General features: G+C 63.1%; 21 protein-coding genes and 1 pseudogene. 8 read left to right on the top strand and 14 right to left on the bottom strand.

The features are described 5' to 3' along the window. A partial coding sequence (locus tag IB263_RS22200) for an NAD-dependent succinate-semialdehyde dehydrogenase (RefSeq protein WP_192439009.1) occupies positions 1-1,106 on the top strand: 1,106 nt, incomplete at its 5' end. 71 nt (positions 1,107-1,177) lie between these two features. Here IB263_RS22200 and IB263_RS22195 read toward each other — a convergent pair. Together IB263_RS22195 and IB263_RS22190 are read right to left on the bottom strand one after the other, a co-directional pair. Continuing rightward, positions 1,178-1,471, bottom strand: coding sequence for a type II toxin-antitoxin system RelE/ParE family toxin (locus IB263_RS22195; protein WP_034798189.1), 294 nt, complete (start codon positions 1,469-1,471; stop codon positions 1,178-1,180). After that, positions 1,471-1,719: a type II toxin-antitoxin system ParD family antitoxin gene (locus IB263_RS22190; RefSeq protein ID WP_060581424.1), complete on the bottom strand. Its 249-nt coding sequence runs from the start codon at positions 1,717-1,719 to the stop codon at positions 1,471-1,473. The genes IB263_RS22195 and IB263_RS22190 overlap by 1 nt, the downstream gene beginning before the upstream one ends. 270 nt (positions 1,720-1,989) lie before the next feature. On the opposite strand from IB263_RS22190, the gene IB263_RS22185 reads away from it, so the two are divergent. Continuing rightward, positions 1,990-3,447, top strand: a complete 1,458-nt coding sequence (locus tag IB263_RS22185; protein WP_226020815.1) for an MDR family MFS transporter — start codon at positions 1,990-1,992, stop codon at positions 3,445-3,447. 50 nt (positions 3,448-3,497) lie between these two features. Here the strand turns inward: IB263_RS22185 and IB263_RS22180 are convergent, their stop codons facing one another. From IB263_RS22180 to IB263_RS22165, 4 genes are all read right to left on the bottom strand, one after another. Further along, on the bottom strand, positions 3,498-6,191 hold the full coding sequence (locus IB263_RS22180) for a TonB-dependent receptor (protein WP_192439008.1): 2,694 nt from the start codon (positions 6,189-6,191) through the stop codon (positions 3,498-3,500). A 125-nt stretch (positions 6,192-6,316) separates the two neighbouring features. Next, on the bottom strand, positions 6,317-7,300 hold the full coding sequence (locus tag IB263_RS22175; RefSeq protein ID WP_192439007.1) for a FecR domain-containing protein: 984 nt from the start codon (positions 7,298-7,300) through the stop codon (positions 6,317-6,319). 12 nt (positions 7,301-7,312) lie between these two features. After that, on the bottom strand, positions 7,313-7,825 hold the full coding sequence (locus tag IB263_RS22170; RefSeq protein WP_192439006.1) for a sigma-70 family RNA polymerase sigma factor: 513 nt from the start codon (positions 7,823-7,825) through the stop codon (positions 7,313-7,315). Positions 7,826-8,090: 265 nt separating this feature from the next. Then, complete coding sequence (locus IB263_RS22165; protein ID WP_192439005.1) at positions 8,091-8,927, bottom strand: oxidoreductase; 837 nt, start codon at positions 8,925-8,927, stop codon at positions 8,091-8,093. Positions 8,928-9,043: 116 nt separating this feature from the next. On the opposite strand from IB263_RS22165, the gene IB263_RS22160 reads away from it, so the two are divergent. The 4 genes from IB263_RS22160 (at position 9,044) to IB263_RS22145 (ending at position 13,470) form a co-directional block, all read left to right on the top strand. Beyond that, positions 9,044-9,946 carry a LysR family transcriptional regulator gene (locus IB263_RS22160; protein ID WP_034798177.1) on the top strand — a complete coding sequence of 301 codons (903 nt, stop codon included), beginning with the start codon at positions 9,044-9,046 and terminating at the stop codon, positions 9,944-9,946. A 224-nt stretch (positions 9,947-10,170) separates the two neighbouring features. Continuing rightward, positions 10,171-11,469 carry a HAMP domain-containing sensor histidine kinase gene (locus IB263_RS22155; RefSeq protein WP_210338296.1) on the top strand — a complete coding sequence of 433 codons (1,299 nt, stop codon included), beginning with the start codon at positions 10,171-10,173 and terminating at the stop codon, positions 11,467-11,469. A 260-nt stretch (positions 11,470-11,729) separates the two neighbouring features. Next, a complete protein-coding gene (locus IB263_RS22150; protein ID WP_246811059.1) occupies positions 11,730-13,082 on the top strand; it encodes a DUF2778 domain-containing protein in 1,353 nt (450 codons plus the stop codon). Between the two features lie 121 nt (positions 13,083-13,203). After that, complete coding sequence (locus tag IB263_RS22145) at positions 13,204-13,470, top strand: DUF2277 domain-containing protein (RefSeq protein ID WP_034798165.1); 267 nt, start codon at positions 13,204-13,206, stop codon at positions 13,468-13,470. A 30-nt stretch (positions 13,471-13,500) separates the two neighbouring features. Here the strand turns inward: IB263_RS22145 and IB263_RS22140 are convergent, their stop codons facing one another. The 6 genes and pseudogenes from IB263_RS22140 to IB263_RS22115 all read right to left on the bottom strand — a co-directional run bounded on the left by IB263_RS22140 (position 13,501) and on the right by IB263_RS22115 (position 18,017). Then, the gene (locus tag IB263_RS22140; RefSeq protein WP_034798163.1) at positions 13,501-14,520 is read right to left on the bottom strand and encodes a sulfate/molybdate ABC transporter ATP-binding protein; all 1,020 of its coding nucleotides are present in this window, start codon (positions 14,518-14,520) and stop codon (positions 13,501-13,503) included. Beyond that, on the bottom strand, positions 14,517-15,395 hold the full coding sequence (gene cysW, locus IB263_RS22135; protein ID WP_034798161.1) for a sulfate ABC transporter permease subunit CysW: 879 nt from the start codon (positions 15,393-15,395) through the stop codon (positions 14,517-14,519). Before cysW ends, IB263_RS22140 begins: the two co-directional genes overlap by 4 nt. 2 nt (positions 15,396-15,397) lie before the next feature. Then, positions 15,398-16,219: a sulfate ABC transporter permease subunit CysT gene (gene cysT, locus IB263_RS22130; protein WP_060607811.1), complete on the bottom strand. Its 822-nt coding sequence runs from the start codon at positions 16,217-16,219 to the stop codon at positions 15,398-15,400. A gap of 83 nt (positions 16,220-16,302) precedes the next feature. Continuing rightward, positions 16,303-17,289, bottom strand: a complete 987-nt coding sequence (gene cysP, locus IB263_RS22125; protein WP_192439003.1) for a thiosulfate ABC transporter substrate-binding protein CysP — start codon at positions 17,287-17,289, stop codon at positions 16,303-16,305. A gap of 165 nt (positions 17,290-17,454) precedes the next feature. Then, positions 17,455-17,745, bottom strand: a pseudogene (locus IB263_RS34180) (type II toxin-antitoxin system RelE/ParE family toxin). Next, on the bottom strand, positions 17,742-18,017 hold the full coding sequence (locus IB263_RS22115; protein ID WP_168711270.1) for a type II toxin-antitoxin system ParD family antitoxin: 276 nt from the start codon (positions 18,015-18,017) through the stop codon (positions 17,742-17,744). The pseudogene IB263_RS34180 and the gene IB263_RS22115 overlap by 4 nt, the downstream one beginning before the upstream one ends. Before the next feature lie 135 nt (positions 18,018-18,152). On the opposite strand from IB263_RS22115, the gene IB263_RS22110 reads away from it, so the two are divergent. Further along, positions 18,153-18,605 (top strand): hypothetical protein, encoded by a 453-nt coding sequence (locus IB263_RS22110; protein ID WP_034798155.1) that lies wholly within the window; start codon positions 18,153-18,155, stop codon positions 18,603-18,605. A 33-nt stretch (positions 18,606-18,638) separates the two neighbouring features. Next, a complete protein-coding gene (locus IB263_RS22105; RefSeq protein WP_060643654.1) occupies positions 18,639-19,085 on the top strand; it encodes an MEKHLA domain-containing protein in 447 nt (148 codons plus the stop codon). 43 nt (positions 19,086-19,128) lie between these two features. Here IB263_RS22105 and IB263_RS22100 read toward each other — a convergent pair whose 3' ends face one another. Together IB263_RS22100 and IB263_RS22095 are read right to left on the bottom strand one after the other, a co-directional pair. Further along, positions 19,129-20,571, bottom strand: coding sequence for a TRAP transporter large permease (locus IB263_RS22100; RefSeq protein WP_110819801.1), 1,443 nt, complete (start codon positions 20,569-20,571; stop codon positions 19,129-19,131). Beyond that, on the bottom strand, positions 20,568-21,080 hold the full coding sequence (locus IB263_RS22095) for a TRAP transporter small permease (protein ID WP_060607804.1): 513 nt from the start codon (positions 21,078-21,080) through the stop codon (positions 20,568-20,570). Before IB263_RS22095 ends, IB263_RS22100 begins: the two co-directional genes overlap by 4 nt. Between the last annotated feature and the right edge of the window lie 66 nt (positions 21,081-21,146).

Raw genomic sequence — 21,146 nt, 5'->3', positions numbered from 1 at the left:
TCGAGTGGTTCGCCGAGGAGGGAAAGCGGGCCTACGGCCAGATCATTCCGCCGCGCGCACCCGATGTCACCCAGATGACCGTCAAGCTGCCGGTCGGTCCGGTTGCCGCCTTCACGCCCTGGAACTTCCCGATCAACCAGGTGGTGCGTAAGCTGTCGGCGGCGCTGACCACCGGATGCTCGATCATCGTCAAGGCGCCCGAGGAAACGCCGGCGTCGCCGGCCGAACTCATCCGCTGCTTCGTCGATGCCGGGCTTCCGGCCGGCGTCGTCAACCTTGTCTACGGTGTGCCCTCGGTCATCTCGGAATACCTGATCGCCCATCCGGTGATCCGCAAGATGTCGTTTACCGGCTCGACCCCGGTCGGCAAGATGCTGGCGGCCCTTGCCGGCCAGCACATGAAGCGCGCGACGATGGAACTGGGCGGGCATGCGCCTGTCATCGTCACCGATGATGCCGATGTCGAACGCGCCGTCGCCATCATGTCCGCCAGCAAGTACCGCAATGCCGGCCAGGTCTGCGTGTCACCGACCCGCTTCCTCGTGCAGGAGCGCGTCGCTGATCAGTTCCTCGACGGCTTCGTCGCCGCCTCGAAGACGATCAAGGTCGGCAACGGTCTCGAAGCCGGCGTCGACATGGGGCCGCTTGCCAACGAGCGGCGCATCCCGGCGATCGAAAGCCTGGTTGCCGACGCGCTCGAGCATGGTGCCCGATTGGCGACCGGCGGCCATCGCATCGGCAACCGCGGCTACTTCTTCGAGCCGACGGTTCTGGCGGACGTGCCGCTTTCCGCCCGGATCATGAACGACGAGCCGTTCGGCCCGGTCTCGATCATCAATCGCTTCCATGATCTCGACGAGGCGATCAACGAGGCCAATCGCCTGCCCTTCGGTCTTGCGGCCTATGCCTTTACCGGATCGGAGCGCAGCGCCAACCGCCTGGCAAGCGAGGTCGAAAGCGGAATGATTTCGATCAACCATCTGGGCCTGGCGCTCCCCGAAGTCCCCTTCGGCGGCATCAAGGATTCCGGATACGGCACCGAGGGCGGCTCCGAAGCGATCGAGGCCTATCTGGAAACACGCTTCGTCACGCGAAAGAGCGTCTGACACCGGCCGCAGGCAACTGCCTCGCGGCCGAGAAGCAACAGGGGACGGCGCCCGATGGCGCCGTCCCCTGCTTAAAATGCGTTGCTGATCCAGTCCTCATGCCCATGACGGACGCGAACGACGAGGATGTCGCCGTCCGCCTCGACCCGGTAGACGACCAGATGCGCCTTGAACGGATGGATGCGCATCGGCGGCGACAGCTCCGTGCGTTCGCGCGCCATGCGCGGGTTGGCGGCAATCAATGCGAATACGGCGAAGAGTTCATCGTGATATCGCCGCGCCTGGGCGGAGCCGAAAAGGCGCACCCCATCTGCGGCGATCGCGATGATGTCTTCTTCTGCCGCGACGGAAAGCCGAAACGCCATTATCCGCGCGGCACTTCAGCGCGCGTAAGCGCCGCGGAAAAGAGCTCGTCCTTGGAGCGGGACCCGACGCCGCTCTTCAGACCGTCGTCGACAAAGCGTTGCATCACCGCAACCTTGTCAATTCGCTCCTGATCCCTGCGGATGAGGTCGCGCACATAATCGCTGGCGTTGGCATAACGGCCCGTGCGCGTTTGCGCTTCCACCCAATCCTTCATCGGGTCGGGCAAGGATACGTTCATCGTCGCCATGTCGGTCTCCATTTCCTGTGGGCAAGCATGGCATACTTTGGCAAAGTTTGTCAAATCAGCAAGCCCAGGCTGCCGGTTTTCGCCCCGCACAGCCCCGCATCCTGCTACGCTCGTGCAGACCATCGTGCGGTGCATCGGAGGCGCCGGTCCGGTCTGATCGCCAAGGCGGTTGACTATCGGCATGCCAGCCTTTCTGAATGCCGTCGGCACTACTAAACGTCGGATTGCAATCAGGCCGCAAGAATGACTGAGACGCTTCATCGAAATGCAATGGCAGCAACGGGGTCCGCCCTTTCCGAGCCGGAAAAGAACGTCATCATCGGCGGCGTTCTTCTCTCCATGCTTCTGGCAGCACTCGACCAGACGATCGTGGCGCCGGCGATGCCGACCATCGGCAAGGCGCTGGGACATAGCGACTATCTGCCCTGGGTCGTGACCGGCTACCTGCTGACCGCGACGGCAATGGCGCCCCTTTACGGCAAGATCTCGGATATCTACGGACGGCGGCCGACGATCTTTGCGGCCATCATCATTTTCCTTGCGGGATCGCTGATAAGCGCGCTGGCGCCCAACATGCTGACACTGATCGTAGGCCGTGCGGTGCAGGGTCTTGGTGGCGGCGGCCTGTTTGCGCTGGCGCAGACCGTCATCGGCGATCTCGTACCGCCCAAGGAACGGGCGCGTTACGCCGCCTGGATATCGGGAACCTGGGCGGTTGCGAGCATCGCCGGGCCGCTGCTCGGCGGCACCTTCGCCGAGCATCTGCACTGGTCGCTGATCTTCTGGATCAATATCCCGCTGGGGCTGGTGGCGATGGCGATCATCAACAAGCCCCTGAGGAAGCTGCCGACCGTCGCCCGCGCGCATCGTATCGACGGGGCCGGAGCCCTATTGCTCGTCGCTGCGACTTCGCTATTGCTGCTTGCGCTCAACTGGGGCGGCAGCCGCTACCCATGGCTTTCCGCCGTCATACTCGGCTTGCTTGGCGTTTCCGTCGTGCTCTGGTTCGCCTTTGCCATGCGGCTGCGCAGGGCGAGCGAACCGCTGATCTCGCTGGAAGTGCTTGCCAATCCCATAGTGCGCTACGGAACGCTCGCGATGTTCCTGGCGCAGGGCGCCAATGTCGGGCTCTCGGTCTATATCCCCGTCTATGCGCAAACGTTCCATGGCCTGTCGGCCAGCAGTTCGGGCGTGGTGATGCTCGGCCTGCTGCTTGGGACCGTCTGTGGAGCGACGACCAGCGGGCGGACGATACCGCGCATCGTTCACTATAAGAGGATGGCGCTGGTCGGCGGCGCGCTGGCCTTTCTTTGCCTGGCGGCCCTTGCTGCTCTCGCCGGTCGGACCTCGCTCGTCGTCCTCGAAATGCTGACATTCGCCGCCGGTTTCGGCTCGGGCATGACCTTTCCGGTGGCGACGATTTCGGTTCAGAACGCCGTCGACCAGGCGCATCTTGGCGTCGCAACCGGTGTTCTGACGTTCCTGCGATCGCTCGGTGGCGCCCTCGGCGTCGCGGCATTCGGCGCGATCGCTCTTGGCAACGGACTGCCGCTTGCTGGCGAAGGGGTGGGACCGCTCGGCACGACGGTTACGTCGGCCGTGCCCTTCACCTATATCTTCATCGCGAGCGCCGCAGCGGTGGCGGCGGCGCTCGTCTTCTTTCATCTCATGCCGGAAAAACCACTGCGAGGCCGTGACGAAAATCCTGTCGCCGCAGTCGTCGAATAGCTGGCCGCGCCGGCGCCGGCGCGGTCATGAACGGCATGCGGTTCGCGGGCTCAGAACTCCGCCTTCAACGACGCGTAGAAGGTACGTCCCGGGCCCGGCTGCTGCACCAGGCTCAAGGGATCGACATAATAGGCGTCGGTCAGGTTCTCGATGCGGAAGCTGGCGGTCAGGGTCTCGTTGATCCGGTACTCGGCGAACGCGTCCACCAGCGTATAGGGCTTCCAGTCGATCAGCGAGATGAACTGGGAAGCGCCCTGCGCGGTCACGTCGCCATGACCGATCGCGCGCGATCCTGTGCGAGAAATCCGCCCGCCAACCGTCAAGGCGTCCTCGAGGAATGTCTGCGACAGCGTCAGCGCGACCGTGTATTCCGGCGGCACCTGGTTGGTGGCGTAGTCGGCGTAGAGCGACTTGTTCCCGCAGGTGGTGGCCGTTCGGCAAAATGCGACATCGGTGTAGTAGTTGGCGGCAAGCTCGGCGGTAAAGCCGCCGCGTTCATAACGACCGGACAGTTCTATGCCCTGGAAGTGCGCGCCGGCAATGTTGTGAATGCGCATGCCGGAGATCCCGCGCGGATCGGTATACCATTCGCGCGAGATGTAGTTGTCGACATTCCAGTCGAAGAAGCCGAGCTTCATCATCGCCTGGTCGTCGGCCGAAAATACGCCCTCGCGCCTGAGATTGGTGCCCACTTCCCAATTGCTCGACCGTTCCGGCCGCAGGTTGGAATTGACGTTCATGGTGAAGGCCGAAACGCCCTCGAAGATGCTCGGCGAGCGCAGTGCGTTCGAGTAGTTCACATAAAATTGAGTGCCGTCGAAAGGCTCCAACGTCACGCCCACCGAGGGGCTGAAGCCGCCGTCGCTGAGGGCTGTGTCGTAGGTGTAGCCCGGTCGGGCCTGTTCGGGGGCATTTCGATCCTCGGTCCAGTAGTGCTGGTAGCGCAGGCCACCATTGATCGTCAGCCAATCGGTGGCTTTCCAGGCAGCCTTAGTGAAGGCCGCCGCCTCCTGCCGCGTTCCGTCGCGAAGGTCGAGCCAGGTCTCCAGTTCCGGTGTGAACTTGCTCGGTCGCGTATCCTCGCTCAGGAACGACAGGCCGTAGGTCAGGTCGAGTCCGCCGTAGTCGGTCGTCAAAACCGACGTGTTTGCGACATCGGCGCCCCACATGAAGGTGTCGGAGCCGGTGCGGAAATCGGCCGGCAGGCCGAAATCTCCGGGCTGCGGATAGAGCACGCCGCTCCGCCGGGGATTGCGCAGCTCCAGCCGCGTGGCCCAGAGATTGGCCTTGAGATCGATGAGGTCGTTGTCGTCAGGCTTCCAGCCGTATCGAAGCGTGCCGGCATCGACCTTCGTTCCCGCCGTCTGGCCCTGCTGCATCGCCTGACCCCGATCCGAGGTCAGGCGCGACGCCAGGAGGTCGCCGGCCTCGCTGCGAAAACCATTGTAGCCGAACTGCAGGCTGTGACCGTTCTCGAAGCGAACGGTGCCCTTGGCGAGATAGGACTTTGTCTGGAGCTGGGTGTTCAGCACCTCCTCGCCGGCGCGGTAGTTGGCGATGCCAATATTGTCGATATAGTCTTTCCAGCCCCGGGCGGGCGGCAGGCATACGCCGCTCTCATAGCAGAAGGGTCGCGGTCCCATACTCACCGGTACTGCCGAGGGTCCGTTGGTGCCCGCGTGATAGTTGCCCTGCCGGCGATAGGCGTAACCGGCAAGGAGGTCGACGTTTTCTTCCTGCATCGCACCGACGATGCTGCCCGAGCCGCTGGTCGGATCGAAGAACGAGGGGCGGTCCATTCCGTCGCTTTTTGCCGTTGCGACCGGAGGCGCCCAGGTGCCCCCCGGCCAGGCATAGCCCGCCGTGGTGCCGGCCGGCGGCGGCGTGGATGTGTTGGTGCCAAAGCCGCCTTTGACCCGAAGGCCGAATGTGTGCCCCTCCTTCACGATGTCGCCGGCGTCCAGCGTGCGCATCGCCACCGTGCCGGCGATACCGCTCGATGCGACGTCCGATCCCTTGGTGATATCGACGCCCCCCAGGAAATCCGGATCGACGAAGGTCCGGTTGGAGATGCCCTGATAGCCCTGATAGACCGTGGCCGAATTGCTGGCTCCGTCGACGGTGACGGCAACGCGGCCCATACCCTGCATGCCGCGGATGTTGACGTCGACGGCGCCGGCGCCGTTGCGCGCTTCGCCGGAAAGCACGCCCGGCGTGCCGCGGAAAATGTCGGCCGGGCTCGAGCCGCGGAAGCGGTCGATATTTTCTTGCGAGATGTAGGCGGTCGGCGCAGCCGTTTCATAGGGCGCATCCACCGGATTGATGATGCCGCCGCCGGCGACGATCGGCGCAAGCATCGTCTCGCCGTTGGCCGCACCGACCGCGTGCGCACCGGAAACGCGCTCGGTGATCGTGACGGTCCCGGCGTTCAGGCTATAGGAGAGGCCGCTGCCGGACAAAAGCTGCGAGAGCGCCTCTGCCGGGGGGATCGGTCCGCTGACGGCAGGCGCGGATTTCCCCTGGGTCAGCGATGCCGAATAGGCAAGTCTCAGCCCCGACTGCCGCGCAAATGCCGTAAGCGCCGCGGTCAGGGACTGCGCCGGTATGTCGAAGGTGGTGGCGCCGGAACGGGCAGACCGTTCCTGTTGTGCCAGAGCCGGCATTGCCGTTTGAAGTGAACCGACCGCCGTGGTTGCGACCACGACCGCGCCAAGAAGTTTGTTTCGCCCCGTTTGTCTGGACATCTGATCCCTATTCCCATGCTGTGAGCGAGGGATCGTTCTTCCTGCTGGCAGGACACACCCCTCAAAAGCCGAGACGAGGCGTCACCCAAAAACCCGCAACGATGTTCGAAAAAAAATGAAACCGGCTAGACCGCCGAGATCAATGTCACGAAGCGCGTCATGCGCGTGACCCGGATCGGCAGGCCGGACGCAAGTGCTGAAAGCGAGGCGTCAGGGGTTCTGAGATCCAGCACCGCGCTGACCAATGTCGACTTCAAGCGGTCGTGGCTGAAGACGATCCAGCCGCCGTGATAGCGGCTAAGGGCAGCGATGACGTCGCCGAGCCTGCGGTTTTCGGCGACATACATGCCGGACTGCCATGCGAGTGCGATTGCCGGATCCTGCACGACAGGGTTACCGATGGCGCCGTCACCCCCGACCGACACGCGCTCTCCCTCGGCGATCGTAACGCCCATAAGGTCCCCGCCTGCCATTGGCGATACGCGAACGGAATGGCGGGTGACAGCAATGCCGAGCGAACCATCGGCGGCATTGGCGTCCACGTCGAAGGCGGTTCCAATGGCCTTGACGATGGTTTCACCTGAGGCAACCTGAAAGGGTCGTGCGTCCGCCGCCACGTCGAAGAATGCCTGGCCTTCCTTCAGAACCACCCGGCGCGCCCGTTCGTCGAAATCCACGTCCATCGCAGTGCGCGCGTTGAGGACCACCCGTGACCCGTCGGGCAGGTTGATCGAACGCGTCTCTGCCGTGGTGGTCGCATAGTCGGAGCCGAGGATGCGCAGCCAGGGGCGCGAAGCGGCAAGCCCGCCTCCCAGAACAGCGATGCCGAACGCGCCGGTCAGAAGACGGCGGCGCGAAAGGAGTGCGGTGTCGCGGCCGGGATAGACGAGACCGGTGCGGCGATCGCGGCGCAGATGTGCCGCATCGTCCCACAAGGCTTCCGCTTCGACCGCCGCCGCCTCGTGCTCGGCACTTTGTCCGCGCCACGCATCATAGGCGCGTTGGTCCTCGATGGTCGCCTCGCCGGAATGCAGCCGGACGACCCAGGCGAGCGCCGCGTCGGAGATGTCCCTTGCGGGACATTGCGTTGTCGCTGATGCCGGTTTCATCGCCGCCCCTTGTCAGACATGGTCCAGCTCTCGCCGCACGTCGCGGCAATGGCTCAGGGCACGCAGCATGTGCTTTTCGACCATGCTGACCGAGATGCCCAGCGTTTCGGCTATTTCACGGTGCGAAAGGCCCTCGACCTTGTTCATGATGAAGGCCGTTCGGCAGGCCACCGGCAACTCGTTCAAGAGAACGGAAAGGGCTGCGACCTTGTCGCGAAATTCCAGCCGCAACGCAAAATCGTCCGACGATGACAGACGGTCTGCCTGGTCCAATTCGACCCGGCGCGACCACTCCCGCTCGAGCTTGATGCGAAAGTCGATCGCCGCATTTCGCGCTGCCCTGAACAGGTAGGAACGCGGGTGCTCGACGCTGCAGCGGTCTACCCTCACCATGCGCAGATAGGCGTTCTGCACAACTTCCTCACCGTCATCCCGATTGCCGATCAGGCGCGATGCGTAGCGCACCACCTCCTTGTGGTGACGCCTGAAGAGCAGACCGAGCCAGTGATTGAGAGAGCTTGCCATCAGCCACCCTTCCTAGCGAAGCGCGCCACGGCGGTCTTGGGGGTGGATTTCTTCAGGCATGATGCAAACTTCGCGGGAAAAGCTGCGGCTCGTCCGATGCCGCACGCCAATACTTGTCTCTTATACTCATGTTTTAGAGCCCGACAAGCGCCTTTGCGCGAAAACGCTGGGATTGGATCGCCGGCACCGAACCCCGGATGGTTCCGGGCAGTCGGTACCGGCGGCATTTATTGCTGATCAGAAGAAAATCGATCCAGGCTCTGTTTCAAACGGCCTGTTCGAAGTCTGTCGAAACGGAAACCGTGTGCCACTGGGCAAGAAGATCGCGATCCGAAGCGTGCTTGGCCTCGATCGCAGCCACCGTGTCGCTGCCAAGCGGAAGCCGGACCGGCGGCTGCTCCGCATCGACGAACGCAATCAGTACGTTCGCAAGCGTGTCGGGGTTGCCCGGCTGGTTGTGGCTGATCTCCTTCGCCTTGCTGCGAACGGCACCTGCGGTCTCCGCATAGTCGCTGATCTCGATCGGGCTGATGCTCAGTGACGTCGAGTCGAGAAAATCCGTGCGGAAATAACCGGGCTCGATCGCCGTCGCGTAGATTCCGAGGGGCGCGAGTTCCGCCGCCAAAGCCTCGGTCAGTCCCTCGACGGCAAACTTCGTCGAGCAGTAAACGCCGAAACCAGGTCCGCTGCGGTAGCCGCCGACGGATGAGAAGTTGAGGATCCGCCCATTGCGTTGGCGGCGCATGTGCGGCAGCACCGCGCGGGTCACGGCCAGAAGTCCGAAGACGTTGGTCCGATAGAGCGCTTCAATCTCGGGACCTGTCGCTTCCTCGACCGCGCCCAGGAGACCGTAGCCGGCGTTGTTGACCAGGATGTCGATGCGCCCGAAGCGCGCGATCGCCTGGCCCACAGCCTGATGCGCCTGGGCCTCGTCAGTGACGTCGAGCGCGACGGCCAGGAGATTGGGATGATCCCCGAAGCGGTTCGCGATCGCCCTGGGATTGCGCGCCGTCGCGACCACCTGATCACCCTTCGCCAGGGCCTTTTCAACGATAAGAGCACCAAATCCACGGGATGCGCCAGTGATGAACCACGTATGCATGTGAACCTCCGGTTTGTTTCGCCGCTCCATCGTCGGCGGCTGGGAAGGTTGTACTGCGAGACGTCTGCTGAGATAATCGACTGGATTCTTGTTGAGTTGTTGAATAGCATTCATCAATGCGAACCATATCGCCGTCCGACCTGTCGCCTTTCCTTGCGCTCGCCCGCCACCAGAGCTTCCGCCGTGCCGCCGACGAGATCGGCTGCACGCCGTCCGCACTCAGCCACGCCTTGAAGGCGCTTGAGGAGCGCCTGGACCTTAGGCTCTTCAACCGGACCACCCGCAGCGTTGCGCTGACCGAGGCGGGAGAACTTCTGCTCGCCCGCGTGGCGCCCGCCTTCCGCGACATCGAGGACGCCCTTGACGATCTCAACAATTTCCGGGGAGCGCCGATCGGACGGTTGAGGTTCAACACGGCGCGCGCTTCGGCAAAAATGGTTCTCCTGCCAATCGTTGCGCGGTTTCTCGAAAGTCATCCGAAGGTCAACATCGAGATCGTCGTCGATAACGACCTTGTCGACATGGTGTCGGAGGGTTTCGATGCGGGTGTTCGCTTTGGCGAGATCGTCGCGCAGGACATGATCGCCGTCCCGATCGGTCCGCGCCAGCGTACCGCGATCGTGGCAACACCTTCCTTCTTCGAGCGCCACGCAAGGCCGACTGCTCCCGAGCATCTGAAGGCGCTGTCCTGCATCGGACTGCGCTTCGGCAGCGGAAGGCTCTATGCCTGGGAGTTCGAGCGCGGCGGTGTCGAAGTTCAGGTCGAGGTGACCGGTGCCCTGATCGTCGATGACCAGGACATGATGGTCGACGCGGCCCTTCTCGGCGCGGGGATCGCCTTTGCCTTCGAGGACCAGGTGCGCGCGCTCATCGACGAGGGCAAGCTGGTCCGCGTCCTTGAAGACTGGTGCCCCTATTATGGTGGCTTCTATCTCTATTATCCGAGCCGACGCCAGATGCCGGCGGCGCTCAGGGCATTCGTCGATTTCGCCAGGGTCTGGGACAAGTCAACGCCTTGAGTCGGAACAGCGCAAGCGATCGTCGAGCCCGCTCGCTGCCCCCCGCCTTTCCGCGTAATGTCCGTGCAACCTCGCGTTTACAATCGTCTCGGCAAGGTTTTACTGACATCGGTCTATGCCGCCTCAATAAAAGCGTCAGCCGAACGGCGTGGCCGGTCCAACAACAGGTGCGGATAGTGTGGAAGCTCTGGCCACGGTCTCTCAAGCAACGTCTCATTGCACACTTGCTGGTTCTGCAGCTGGCGGTGCTTCTTGCGTTCGGCCTATCCTTCGTCACGCTGCTCGTCGTCGCTGACGAAGGCGGCGCGCTCGTCAGTCCCGCCCCGGTCGAGACGGCGTTCCGCGCGATCAAGCGGAGTGCCAGCGGCAAGCTCGAACTCGCTGACACCGCGGAACTGGCACGCGTTCGTCGCGAGCAACCGCATTTCTGGTTCATCGCGCGCAGCGACGGGGGCGAGATCGTTCAGTCCGGCGACGTACCGGACATCTACCGCGGCATGACCGTGGCCCTCGACCGAATGACCTATTCGGACATCCGCGACGACGGCCCGCCATCGAACTATCTCGCCGTCATCCGGCGCATGACAAACGAGGAAGGCAGCTTCACCGTATTCGGACAGGGAACGCTTCTGAGCCAACCTTCGCTCATCCTCTCGTTCTCACGCCTGTTCGTCGCGCCGATGCTGGTGCTGCTCGCGCTCGTCACGATCTTCGCGGTGCCCCGCATCGTCAACCGGGCGATCCGGGGCATCTCCGATCTCGCCCGCGAAACGGATGAGATCAACATTACGCACCGGAGCCACCGGCTGGCCGAAACGGCGGTTCCGAGCGAGGTCCGCCCGCTCGTGCGCGGCATCAACAGCGCCCTTCACCGGCTCGATCAATCCTATGGCCAACATCAGCGCTTCATTCTCGACGCCGCCCATGAGCTGCGGACGCCTGTGGCCATTCTTCAGGCGCGGCTCGACTTGCTCGCCTCAGGGCCGGAGCGCGACCGGTTGATCTCCGACTGCGAGAGGATTTCAGCGCTTGCCGAGCAGTTGCTCGATCTGCAACGGCTGGAAGCCGACGCCAGGCCCTTCACCGCCGTGGACCTCGTTGCGCTCTGCCGCAACGTCGTTGCCGACCTTGCGCCGCTCGCCATCGACGAAGGCTACGACCTGTCGTTCGAGCAAAACACCGAGCAGTCGCTGATACAGGGCGACGCAGTCTCGCTCGAACGGGCGGTTACCAATCTCGTCCAGAACGCGATCGAGCATGCCGGGAACCAGGGCGTGATCGTCGTACGGGTCGAGCCGGACGGCGTGATCGAAGTCAGCGACGACGGCCCGGGCATCCCGGAGGCGGAACGCGAGCGCGTCTTCGAGGCTTTTTACCGCCTCAAGCCGCGCGAACGTGGCGCTGGTCTCGGCCTCAATCTCGTTCTGCAGATCGCGCAGCGACACAAAGGCCGCGTGAGCATCCTGACCTCACAGAGCGGCGGTGCCTGCTTTCGGCTGGCCTTTGAGAACGGACGCATCTGAGCTGCAATCCGTAGTACCCCCAACAGGCAAGTGTGAGCGTAGTCCGAGTACCAGTCGTCCGGAAAGCGGCCGAAATGGGCCTTTTCGGCGGAAAAAAATCGATCCGGGATCTATTTCGGCGGTTGGAAAGCAAAATTTAACCATACTTCTCCATCTTTTGTCCATCAGTCGTCAAGAAGGGGACAATCCAGAAATCGCGCAGCGGCGTTCGCTCGCCGGGCTGAGAGCCTTTGTGAGATTTTCTGGCTTGATTTGCGTTGTTGAGTAAGATCATTCGCCCACAGTCTTTGCACCGTCTGTTGCGCCCATTGCTGATCACTTGCTGCGGCACCGCCCTCGTCGGCGCGGCTGCGTGGTCGCTTGTCGGCATGGCCGCGATCGGCAGTTCCTACGCGCATGGTTCCGGCCGCCTGCTGCCGAAGCCGCAGCTGCATTTGGCCGAGACGACCAAAGAGCGCGCCTGGGACAAGCACGCCAGAACCAACCAGGCGACGCGGCTCGTGGCCGCCGCCGCGGCGCAGCCCGTCATGGTCGCAAGCCTCGCTCCCAGCGAGGCGAGGTTCGGGCACGATGCCCTGTTCCCGATAGATGCGGAAACGATCGGCAAGAGCGCCCGGATTGCAGCCGCGGTGAAAAAGGCTGTTCTCTCGTCCGAGAAAGTCGCGAGCAACCCCGTTCCCGCTACCCAGGTTCACCATCAGATCGCCACGGTAAAGCTCCCGGCGCCAGAACGCTTCGCGCCGGTGGCGTCTGTTGCCGTTGCCAAGAACCCGGTCCAGCTCGCCTACGCCACCCCCTCCCAGAGCCACGTGGAAGGCAGCGCCTTTTCGGCTCTGTTGACGGCGCCGTCCGAGGACGATCTCGCCGAACAGCCGGACCAGGACCAGGCTGAAGACACGGCCGCCCTGCCGAGCCATGAGGACACGCCCTCGGTCGGTCCCATGCCGCAATTCCGCCCCCGCACCGCGCAAGCGGAAAAGCCGCCCGCCGAAGACGAAAAGCCTGCGACCAAGCAGGCGGAAGACGCAGCGGTGAAAAAGGAAGAAGAGACAGCCAAGGCAGACGCGGACGAAGCGCCGAAGAAGCAGAAACTTGCCTATGCACGGCCGGAAGATCCGACCGAGAACAGTGCCGGCACCGGTTTCGGCCAGGCGTTGCGTAACATGTTTGGCGGCGGAGCGAAGGCCGGCAACGGCGTCGCCGTCTACGACATCACCGCTGCCAAGGTCTATATGCCTGACGGCAGCGTGCTCGAGGCCCATTCCGGTATCGGCAAGATGGCCGACAACCCGCGCTACGTCGACGTCAAAATGACCGGACCGACCCCGCCGCACACCTATAACCTCAGAATGCGCGAAACGCGTTTCCACGGGGTCGAGGCGATCCGCATGCTGCCGGTCGACGGAAGGAACAAGCACGGCCGCGACGGCTTCCTGACGCATAGCTACCTGCTGCGCGGCAAGCGCGCGGAATCCCATGGCTGCGTCGCCTTCGCCGACTATCCGCGATTCCTGACCGCCTTCAAGCAGGGCAAGGTCAAGCAGATCGTCGTGGTGCCGAGCGGCGGACGCGCGGCCGGCATGCGCCTGGCACAGAACGGCCGGAACTCCTGAGCGGAGCCGGCCAACGGTTGGATCGCAGGCAGCGGACGGTAAAGGTCTTTCGCTGACGAGGAACGGGCACTAAGATCCGGCCCTCGACAGGAGCGAGAACGAAGAGGACCGGGAGCCCGTCATGTGCCGAAACATCAAACCCCTGTTCAATTTCGAGCCGCCGGCGACGAACGCCGAGATCCATGACGCTGCGCTGCAGTTCGTGCGCAAGTTAAGCGGAACGAGCAAGCCGTCCAAGCGGAACGAAGCGGCGTTCGAGCACGCGGTCAATTCGATTGCGGCATGCGCGCAAGAACTGCTCGATGCGCTCGAGACGTCACAGCCCCCACGCAACCGGGAAGAAGAAGCAGCCAAGGCGCGCGCTCGGTCCGCCCTCCGCTTCGCCTGACGGCGGCAAGAGGCTGGCCGCGCGCTCAGCCTAAATCGCAAATACCGTTGCCCGCCGCAGCGTCACGTAACCGGTGTCGCCGGCCTTCACGATCCGCTCCGGCTCCAGGTCCAACTCCAGCGGCACGCCACGCTCGGTCGTCGCGACCACTCGGCGGCCGCCAGGGCGATCCATCACCCGGCTGATATTGGCCGCGATACCCGGGCCTCCCGCCGCCCAGTCGAGGTCGACCGGCCGGGCGTAAAGCTCGGCCTTGCCGTCGGCAATCCCTGCGGCATCGATGACCGCGCCATCGGCATAGGCCCGACCATCGCGCACCTCGGCGGGAAGCATGTTGGCATCGCCGAGGAACTTCATGACGAAGGCCGATTTCGGCTCGCGGCAGACCTCCTCCGGCGTCCCCTGTTGAACGATATGGCCATCCTTCAGGATCACCACGCGGTCGGCGAGATCGAGCGCCTCTTCCTGGTCGTGCGTGACGAAGAGCGTGGTGATGCCGAGCTCACTATGGATTTCGCGCAGCCAGCGTCGCAGCTCACGCCGGACATTGGCATCAAGCGCGCCGAAAGGCTCGTCCAGCAGCAGCACCTTTGGATCGACGGCAAGCGCGCGGGCAAGTGCGACGCGCTGGCGCTGACCGCCGGAGATCTGCGCCGGAAACCGTTCGCCGAGCCCTTCGAGGCGAACCAGGCGCAACAGTTCAGCGACCCGCGCATGGATGGCCGCCTTGTCGCGCTTGACCTTCGAGACCTCCATGCCGAAGGCGATGTTCTGCGCCACGGTCATATGCGGGAAAAGCGCGTAGTGCTGGAACACGAAGCCGACGCCGCGATCGCGCACCGGGATGTCGGTCGCATCCTGGTCGCCGAAATAGATGTGACCGCCATCGGCGAATTCGAGGCCGGCAACCATGCGCAATATCGTCGTCTTGCCAGAACCGGAGGGCCCAAGCAGCGCGACGAGCTCGCCGCTTTCGATCTCCAGGGAGACGTCCTTGACGGCACGGAAGGTTTGGAAAGTCTTGACGACGTGGTCAAGGCGGATCTTCATGATGCATTCTCCGCGGAATTGGCAACTGGGCGGACGCGGCCCGCCCCTTGGCGCTCCAGAGCGACCTTGGCGATGATGGTGAAGACGGCGATGAGCGCCAGAATGGACGCCGACGCAAAAGCGCCCGCCGCCTGATAGTCGTGATAGAGCAGCTCGATATGGAGCGGCAGGGTGTTGGTCTGGCCACGGATGTTACCAGAGACGACCGAAACCGCGCCGAACTCGCCCATCACGCGCGCATTACAAAGGACGACGCCGTAGAGCAGCGCCCACTTGATGTTGGGCAAGGTCACCGAAAAGAAGGTGCGGAAGCCGGAAGCGCCGAGGGAAACGGCCGCCTCTTCGAGATCGCGCCCCTGGGCCTGCATCAGCGGAATGAGCTCCCGGGCGACAAACGGCGCGGTGACGAACATCGAGGCGAGCACGATGCCTGGAATGGCAAACAGGATCTTGATGCCATAGGCATCAAGTGTCGGACCAAACAGGCCCTGCAGCCCGTAGACGAAGAGATAGGCAACACCCGCGACGATCGGTGAAACCGAGAACGGGATCTCGATCACCACCAGCAGGAAGCCCTTGCCGCGGAAATCGAATTTGGTGATCGCCCAGGCGGCGGCCACGCCGAAGGCGGTGTTGATGGGTACGGCGATCAGCGCCGCAAGCACGGTCAGCATGATCGCATGGCGCGTGTCGGGATGCAGGATCGTGTCGCGATAGACCTGCCAGCCTTTGGCAAAGGCTTCGACACCGATGATCAGCAGCGGCGCGAGAATGAGGAATGCGCCGATGATCAGCACGATACCGATAAGGGCGCGGCGGAACACGGGGCCGTCACCGACCCGCGGCAGCGTGCGTACGGTCTTTTTGAAACTCATGGTCAAGACCTCCGCGTGTAGCGCAGCGCCCGCGCCTGCAGCCAGTTGGTTACCGCGAGCATGAGGAACGCCGTGAGCAGCAGGACGGACGCGATCGCCGCCGCTGCCTGATAGTCGTATTCCTCAAGCCGGATGAAGATCAGCAGCGCGGTGATCTCGGTCGACATCGGCTGGTTGCCGGCGATGAAGATGATCGCGCCGAATTCGCCGAGCGAGCGGGCGAAGGACAAAGAGACGCCGGCGAGAAGCGCCGGTGTCAGCAGCGGCAGAATGACCTTGCGGAAGATCGCGAGGTCCGAGCCTCCAAGCGACTGGGCTGCCTCCTCCAGCGCCGGATCGAGATCCTCCAGTACCGGTTGCACCGTGCGCACGATGAAGGGCAGCGAGGTGAAGCACATGGCGATCATGATGCCGATAGGCGTATAGGCAACCTTGATGCCGTAGTCTTCGAGGATTGAGCCAAACACGCCGTTGGTCGTGAAAAGTGCGGTCAGCGAAATGCCGGCAACGGCCGTCGGCAAGGCAAACGGCAGGTCGACCATGGCATCGACGATGCGGCGCCCCGGAAAGCGGTAGCGCACCAGCACCCAGGCGAGCGCCAGGCCGAAGAAGAGATTGAAGAGCGTCGCGCCAAGGGCGGCCGTCACGGTGACGCGATAGCTTGCGAGTGCCCGCGGCGACGAGACGATCTGCCAGTAGTCGAGAGGGCCGAGGCTTGCGGCCTTGAACACGAGGGCTGCCAGCGGCAGAACGACGATCAGGCTCACATAGAGCAGCGTCACCCCCAGCGACAGGCGTAACCCGGGCAGGACATTGCGTCTCAAGCGTTCACTTCCTTGTCATGTCATGGTGAAACCCGGCAGACGGTTCGTCTGCCGGGCTGACTGAATGCGAGTTTAAAGAGCGATCAGCGGCTGCCGTAGAGCTTGTCCAGAACGCCGCCCGAGGCGAAGTGCTCTGCCTGGATCTTGCTCCAGCCGCCAAAGACGTCATCGACATTGACGAGGCGAATGTCGGGGAACTGCGCCTTGAATTCGCCGGCAACCTTTTCGTTGCGGACGCGGTGGCCGAACTCGGCGGCGATGCGCTGGCCTTCCTCGGTATAGAGGAAATCGAGATAGGTCTTGGCGAGCGCCTGAGTGCCGTGCTTCTCGGCGACCTTGTCGACGACCGCGACCGGGAACTCGGCGAGCAGGCTGACCGACGGGATGACGGCCTCGACCTTGTCGGCGCCATACTGTTTGGCGATGCTGCGGGTCTCTGCCTCGAAGGTGATCAGGACGTCGCCGGTTTCGCGCTCGACGAAGGTGGTTGTCGAGGCGCGGCCGCCGGTGTCGAACACCGGAACGTTGTCGAAGATCTTGGTAATGTAGGCTTCGATCTTCGCCTCGTCGCCTTCATAGGCCTCCTTGGCCCAGGCATAGGCCGCCAGATAGGTGTAGCGCGCATTGCCCGACGTTTTCGGATTGGGGAAGACAGCGTGAACATCGTCACGGGCGAGATCGGACCAGTCCTTGATGTTCTTCGGGTTGCCCTTGCGCACCAGGAAGGACGGGAAGGAATAGAAAGGCGAGGCATTGTTCGGGAACGCCTTCGCCCAATCCTTGGAGACAAAGCCGTTCTTGGCCAGGAACTCGATATCGGTGGTCTGGTTGAAGGTGACGACGTCGGCTTCCAGGCCTTCGAGGATCGAGCGGGCCTGCTTCGACGTGCCGGCATGCGACTGGTCGATGGTCACGCCCGGATGCTGCTTGGTGAAGGCCTCGTTCTCGGCAACGAAGAGCTCGCGGGAAACGTCGTAGGAGGCGTTGAGAAGCTTCGTCGGCTCCTGTGCCAGCGCAGGGGTCACAAAGTGCGCGACAAGGGTGGCGCCGAGAATGAGGAGGCGTTTCATGCGGTTCTCCGGTGTTGATGCTGACCCAGAACCTATCGGCAGGCGTGTGGGAGCGCGAGGGAACGCGGACCCTGGTTGTGCCAAGCCTTAGAAATTTCGTCTCGTTTCCGCTCAGTTTCGCGGAGTTTTTGCCTCAGCTTTCCCAAGGCAACCAATAGCTTACAGTCAGGGCTTATTCAGCACGCGCCACACGTCGATATGGTCGGCCCGTTGACGATAGAACACGAGGTATGGGTACCTCTTCAGACCGACACTTCGCCAATGAGGGAGCGCCAGTTCGTAGGCAAAGCGCAACGAACCGGATTCCGGACGCGCAACAATCAACGCATAGGCAGCCTGAAACGCGTCGCCAAAAGCGTGAGCGACGTCAGCCCCAGCCTACGTTGCATAACACTCGATCGCCGCCTCGACGTCGCTGCTGGCCGGTTGACGCGAAATGACCGGCTTGTTGCTCACTTGGCCGATCGACCACGAACTCGGTCACGCAAATCGGCGAAGTAGCCAGCGTCGGTCGGGTCGGCTTGTGCGGAAGAGGCACCATCGAGCAATAGCCGACGCAGATTGTGCCAGTCCTGATCCCGGCGGATCAACTCCCGGATAGACTCGCTGCTCGTACCATAGCCTCGCCGGGCGACCTGCTCGTCGACGAAGCTTTTGAGAGAGTCCGGGAGGGAAATGTTCATGGTGTTCATGGGTGGCAGAATAGCGCATTCGGCAAAAACTGGCATGAATGGTGATCTTTAACACCAGAGCCGATCGCCTTACGCGGGGAACCTCTCGGCCGCAGCAATATGACAATCGGGGACTAGATACATCCTTAGCGCTTTGACTAGATAGGCGTTCAAGGCAGGGTTGGCGATTCGATGACGATATACTTCAAGGCAGGAATTTCCGATGAAATGGCGCTCGGGATGATCGAGCGTTGTTTCTCCGATGCGAACGACTATGACGGCTATCTCGACATTTTTGCCGACTACACCGAAAAGACCGTCTCGTGGAGCAAGGGCAGATCCGTCGAGGAGTTCAAGGACCAGATCACCGAGGCGCTGCGCGCGGCCTGGGAAGCTTCGCCCTTCTGGCAGGTCTATGAGCGCCGCGAAGAGCGGGACGACGCCGGCACCAACGAAATTCGAAGGGCAGCGATCGCCCTGACCCGCACCTATGGCGGCGTGGTCGTGATCACGCTCAGCCTGCTTGGAAGGCGCAGCAGCGCAAATGACCTCGAGCTGGTGTTCGTCTGCTTCCAGGAAGATGCGCAACGCCGGAATTTCCGCGTGCGTTATGACGGGAAGTTCATTCCGTCCTTGAACGCCTGACGCCCCTACCCTGGGCCATGGAGTCGAAGGGCGATGACAACCGAATATGATGCCGATGACGCCTTCGCCCTGATCGTTGCAAGTTACCGCCAGGTGACCGGCAAAGAGCTGGTCGACCATCCGTTCGACGGCCGCTGGCTCTACGAGAGCGCACCCTTTGCGCTTTTGGCGCACGACCGGTCGGAGGACCCGCGTTTCTTCTACGCGAACAAAACCGCCCAGGCCTGCTTCGGCTACAGTTGGCAGGAGTTCATCGGCATGCCGTCGCGCCTCTCGGCCGAGGCGCCGAACCGCGAGGAACGGCAGCGTCTTTTAGACAGCGTCTCCACCAAGGGCTTCATCGACAGCTATCGCGGCCTTCGGATCGCAAAATCCGGACGCCGCTTCTGGATCGAGAACGCCATCGTCTGGCAATTGGTGCGGGCCAACGGCGAACATGCCGGCCAGGCCGCCATGTTCCACAGCTGGAAGGATTTGTAAGCGCGCTGCCCAAGGCGGAGGGTGTGCTCCTGTCTGCTTCCTCTCAATTCAACAGCCGGACCAGTGCCAAAGCGACACCGGGCGACAGCGTGATGATCGCCAATCGGATGAGGTCGGCAATGACGAAGGGCATGACGCCACGATAGGTCTCAACGATCGGAACGTCGGTCGCCAGCTTGTTGATGATGAAGACGTTGAGGCCGATCGGCGGGGCGGAAAGACCGATGCCGACGACGATGAGCACGAGAATGCCGAACCAGATGGCAACGTCCTCGGTCGGCATGCCCAAGTCCAGCCTCAGGATGATCGGAATGAAGACCGGCAACGTCAGCAGGATCATCGCCAGTTCATCCATGACGGCGCCGAGCACCAAATAGGTGACGAGCATGCCGCAGATGACGACATAGGGCGGCAGGCCCGACTGTCCGACCATTGAGGCCAGCGTCGCCGGCATCTGCGTTAGCGCCAGAAACGCGCCAAAGACCTCGGCGCCGAGCAGGATCAGGAAGATCATCCCGCTCGTTTCAGCCGTCTGCAGCAGCGCGTTTTTCAGGGCGCCAAGGCTCAGGGTCCGTTGCAGCAGCCCCACCAGCAGCGTTACGGCGGCACCCACCGCGGCACCTTCCGTCGGTGTGAACACTTCGCCATAGATGCCGCCGACCACCGTGACGGCAACCGCCGCCGCGGGCACGATCGCAAAGTCCGCAGCCAGCAGCAGCAGGCCGAATATCGCCAGCAATACGCCCCCTACCGTCCCGAGCGAGCCGAGCAGCCAGCCGATCGCGCCACCGGCAAAGATGATCAGCCCTACGGGCCTCGCCCAGAAAGGACGGGGGGTTCGAACCGCCTCGGTCGCTGTGACCGGCGGTGCGAGATCGGGTTTGCGCCGGACGACGACGGCGATCGCGATCAGATAGAAGGCGGCCGCCAGCAGCCCCGGCACCAGGGCGGCCTGAAACAGCTTGGCGATGTTCTGCTCGGCGGTGATCGCATAGATCACCAGGATGACGGATGGGGGAATGAGGATGCCGAGCGTGCCACCAGCGGCAATCGTCCCGGTGCCAAGACCGACATCGACGCGCGCCCGGCGCAGTTCCGGCAGGGCCGCACGCCCGAAGGTCGCCGTGGTTGCGACCGACGAGCCGCAGATCGCGCCGAATCCGGTGCAGGCGGCGATGACCGCCATTGGCATTCCGCCCTTGAACCGTCCGAAGCCTCGCTCGGCGACGCGAAAGAGCGTTGCGGCGATGCCCGATTGCTCGGCAAGCGCGCCCATCAGGATGAAGAGCGGTATCACGGAAAGCGTGTAGCTGGCAAACTGGCTGTAGGTGTTGGTCTGCAGATAGTAGACCAGCGCATGCGGGCCAGAGAGATAGGCATAACCGGCAGCGCCCACCGCAAGCATGGCAAGGGCGATCGGCATCCGGATGGCGATCAAGAGCAGCATGGCTGCGAATCCGACGAAGGCAATGGCAAAACCGCTCATCGGCCGCCTCCGATTTTCAAGAGGGAAACGGAAACTCCGATGATGGCTGCGAGCGCCGCCAGCGCCGCACAGGTCAGATAGACTGGCCAGATCGGCCAGGGCAGCTGGATCAGCGTCGTCCCGTATCCCCTCGCCTCCAGGCCACCGGTAAACAGACCCCAGGCAAAAAACGCCAGGCAGCCGGCCAAAAGCAGGTCCCAAAGGCCGTCGATGACCCGCGTGACGCGTGCGGGGAGAGCCAACGTGAAGGTATCGACGGCAATATGGCCGTTGCGGGCCTGTGTGTATGCGAGAAAGGAGAAGGCGGCGACGCCGACCGCCACCTCCACCAGCTCGTAGTCGGCCGGCACCGGCCGATTGAACAGCCATCGGCCCAGCACGCTGACGGTGACCAATCCCGCCGCAAGGCAAAGAAGCGTGCCGCCGATCAGTGCCAAACCGGCCGCGAGGCGTTCGACTTCCCTGCGGCGCGGCACCCTCACCGCGTCCTCGTATCCTACGTCTTCCATTGTTGAGGCCTCGAGCTGTTGGTTCATGCAGCGGCGCGTTCAGGCGCCACGTTCAGGCGAGTACGG

It is taken from the genome of Ensifer sp. ENS03 (assembly GCF_014852035.1).
GTDB lineage: Bacteria > Pseudomonadota > Alphaproteobacteria > Rhizobiales > Rhizobiaceae > Ensifer > Ensifer adhaerens.
This window is presented reverse-complemented; position numbering and strand designations above follow the sequence as displayed.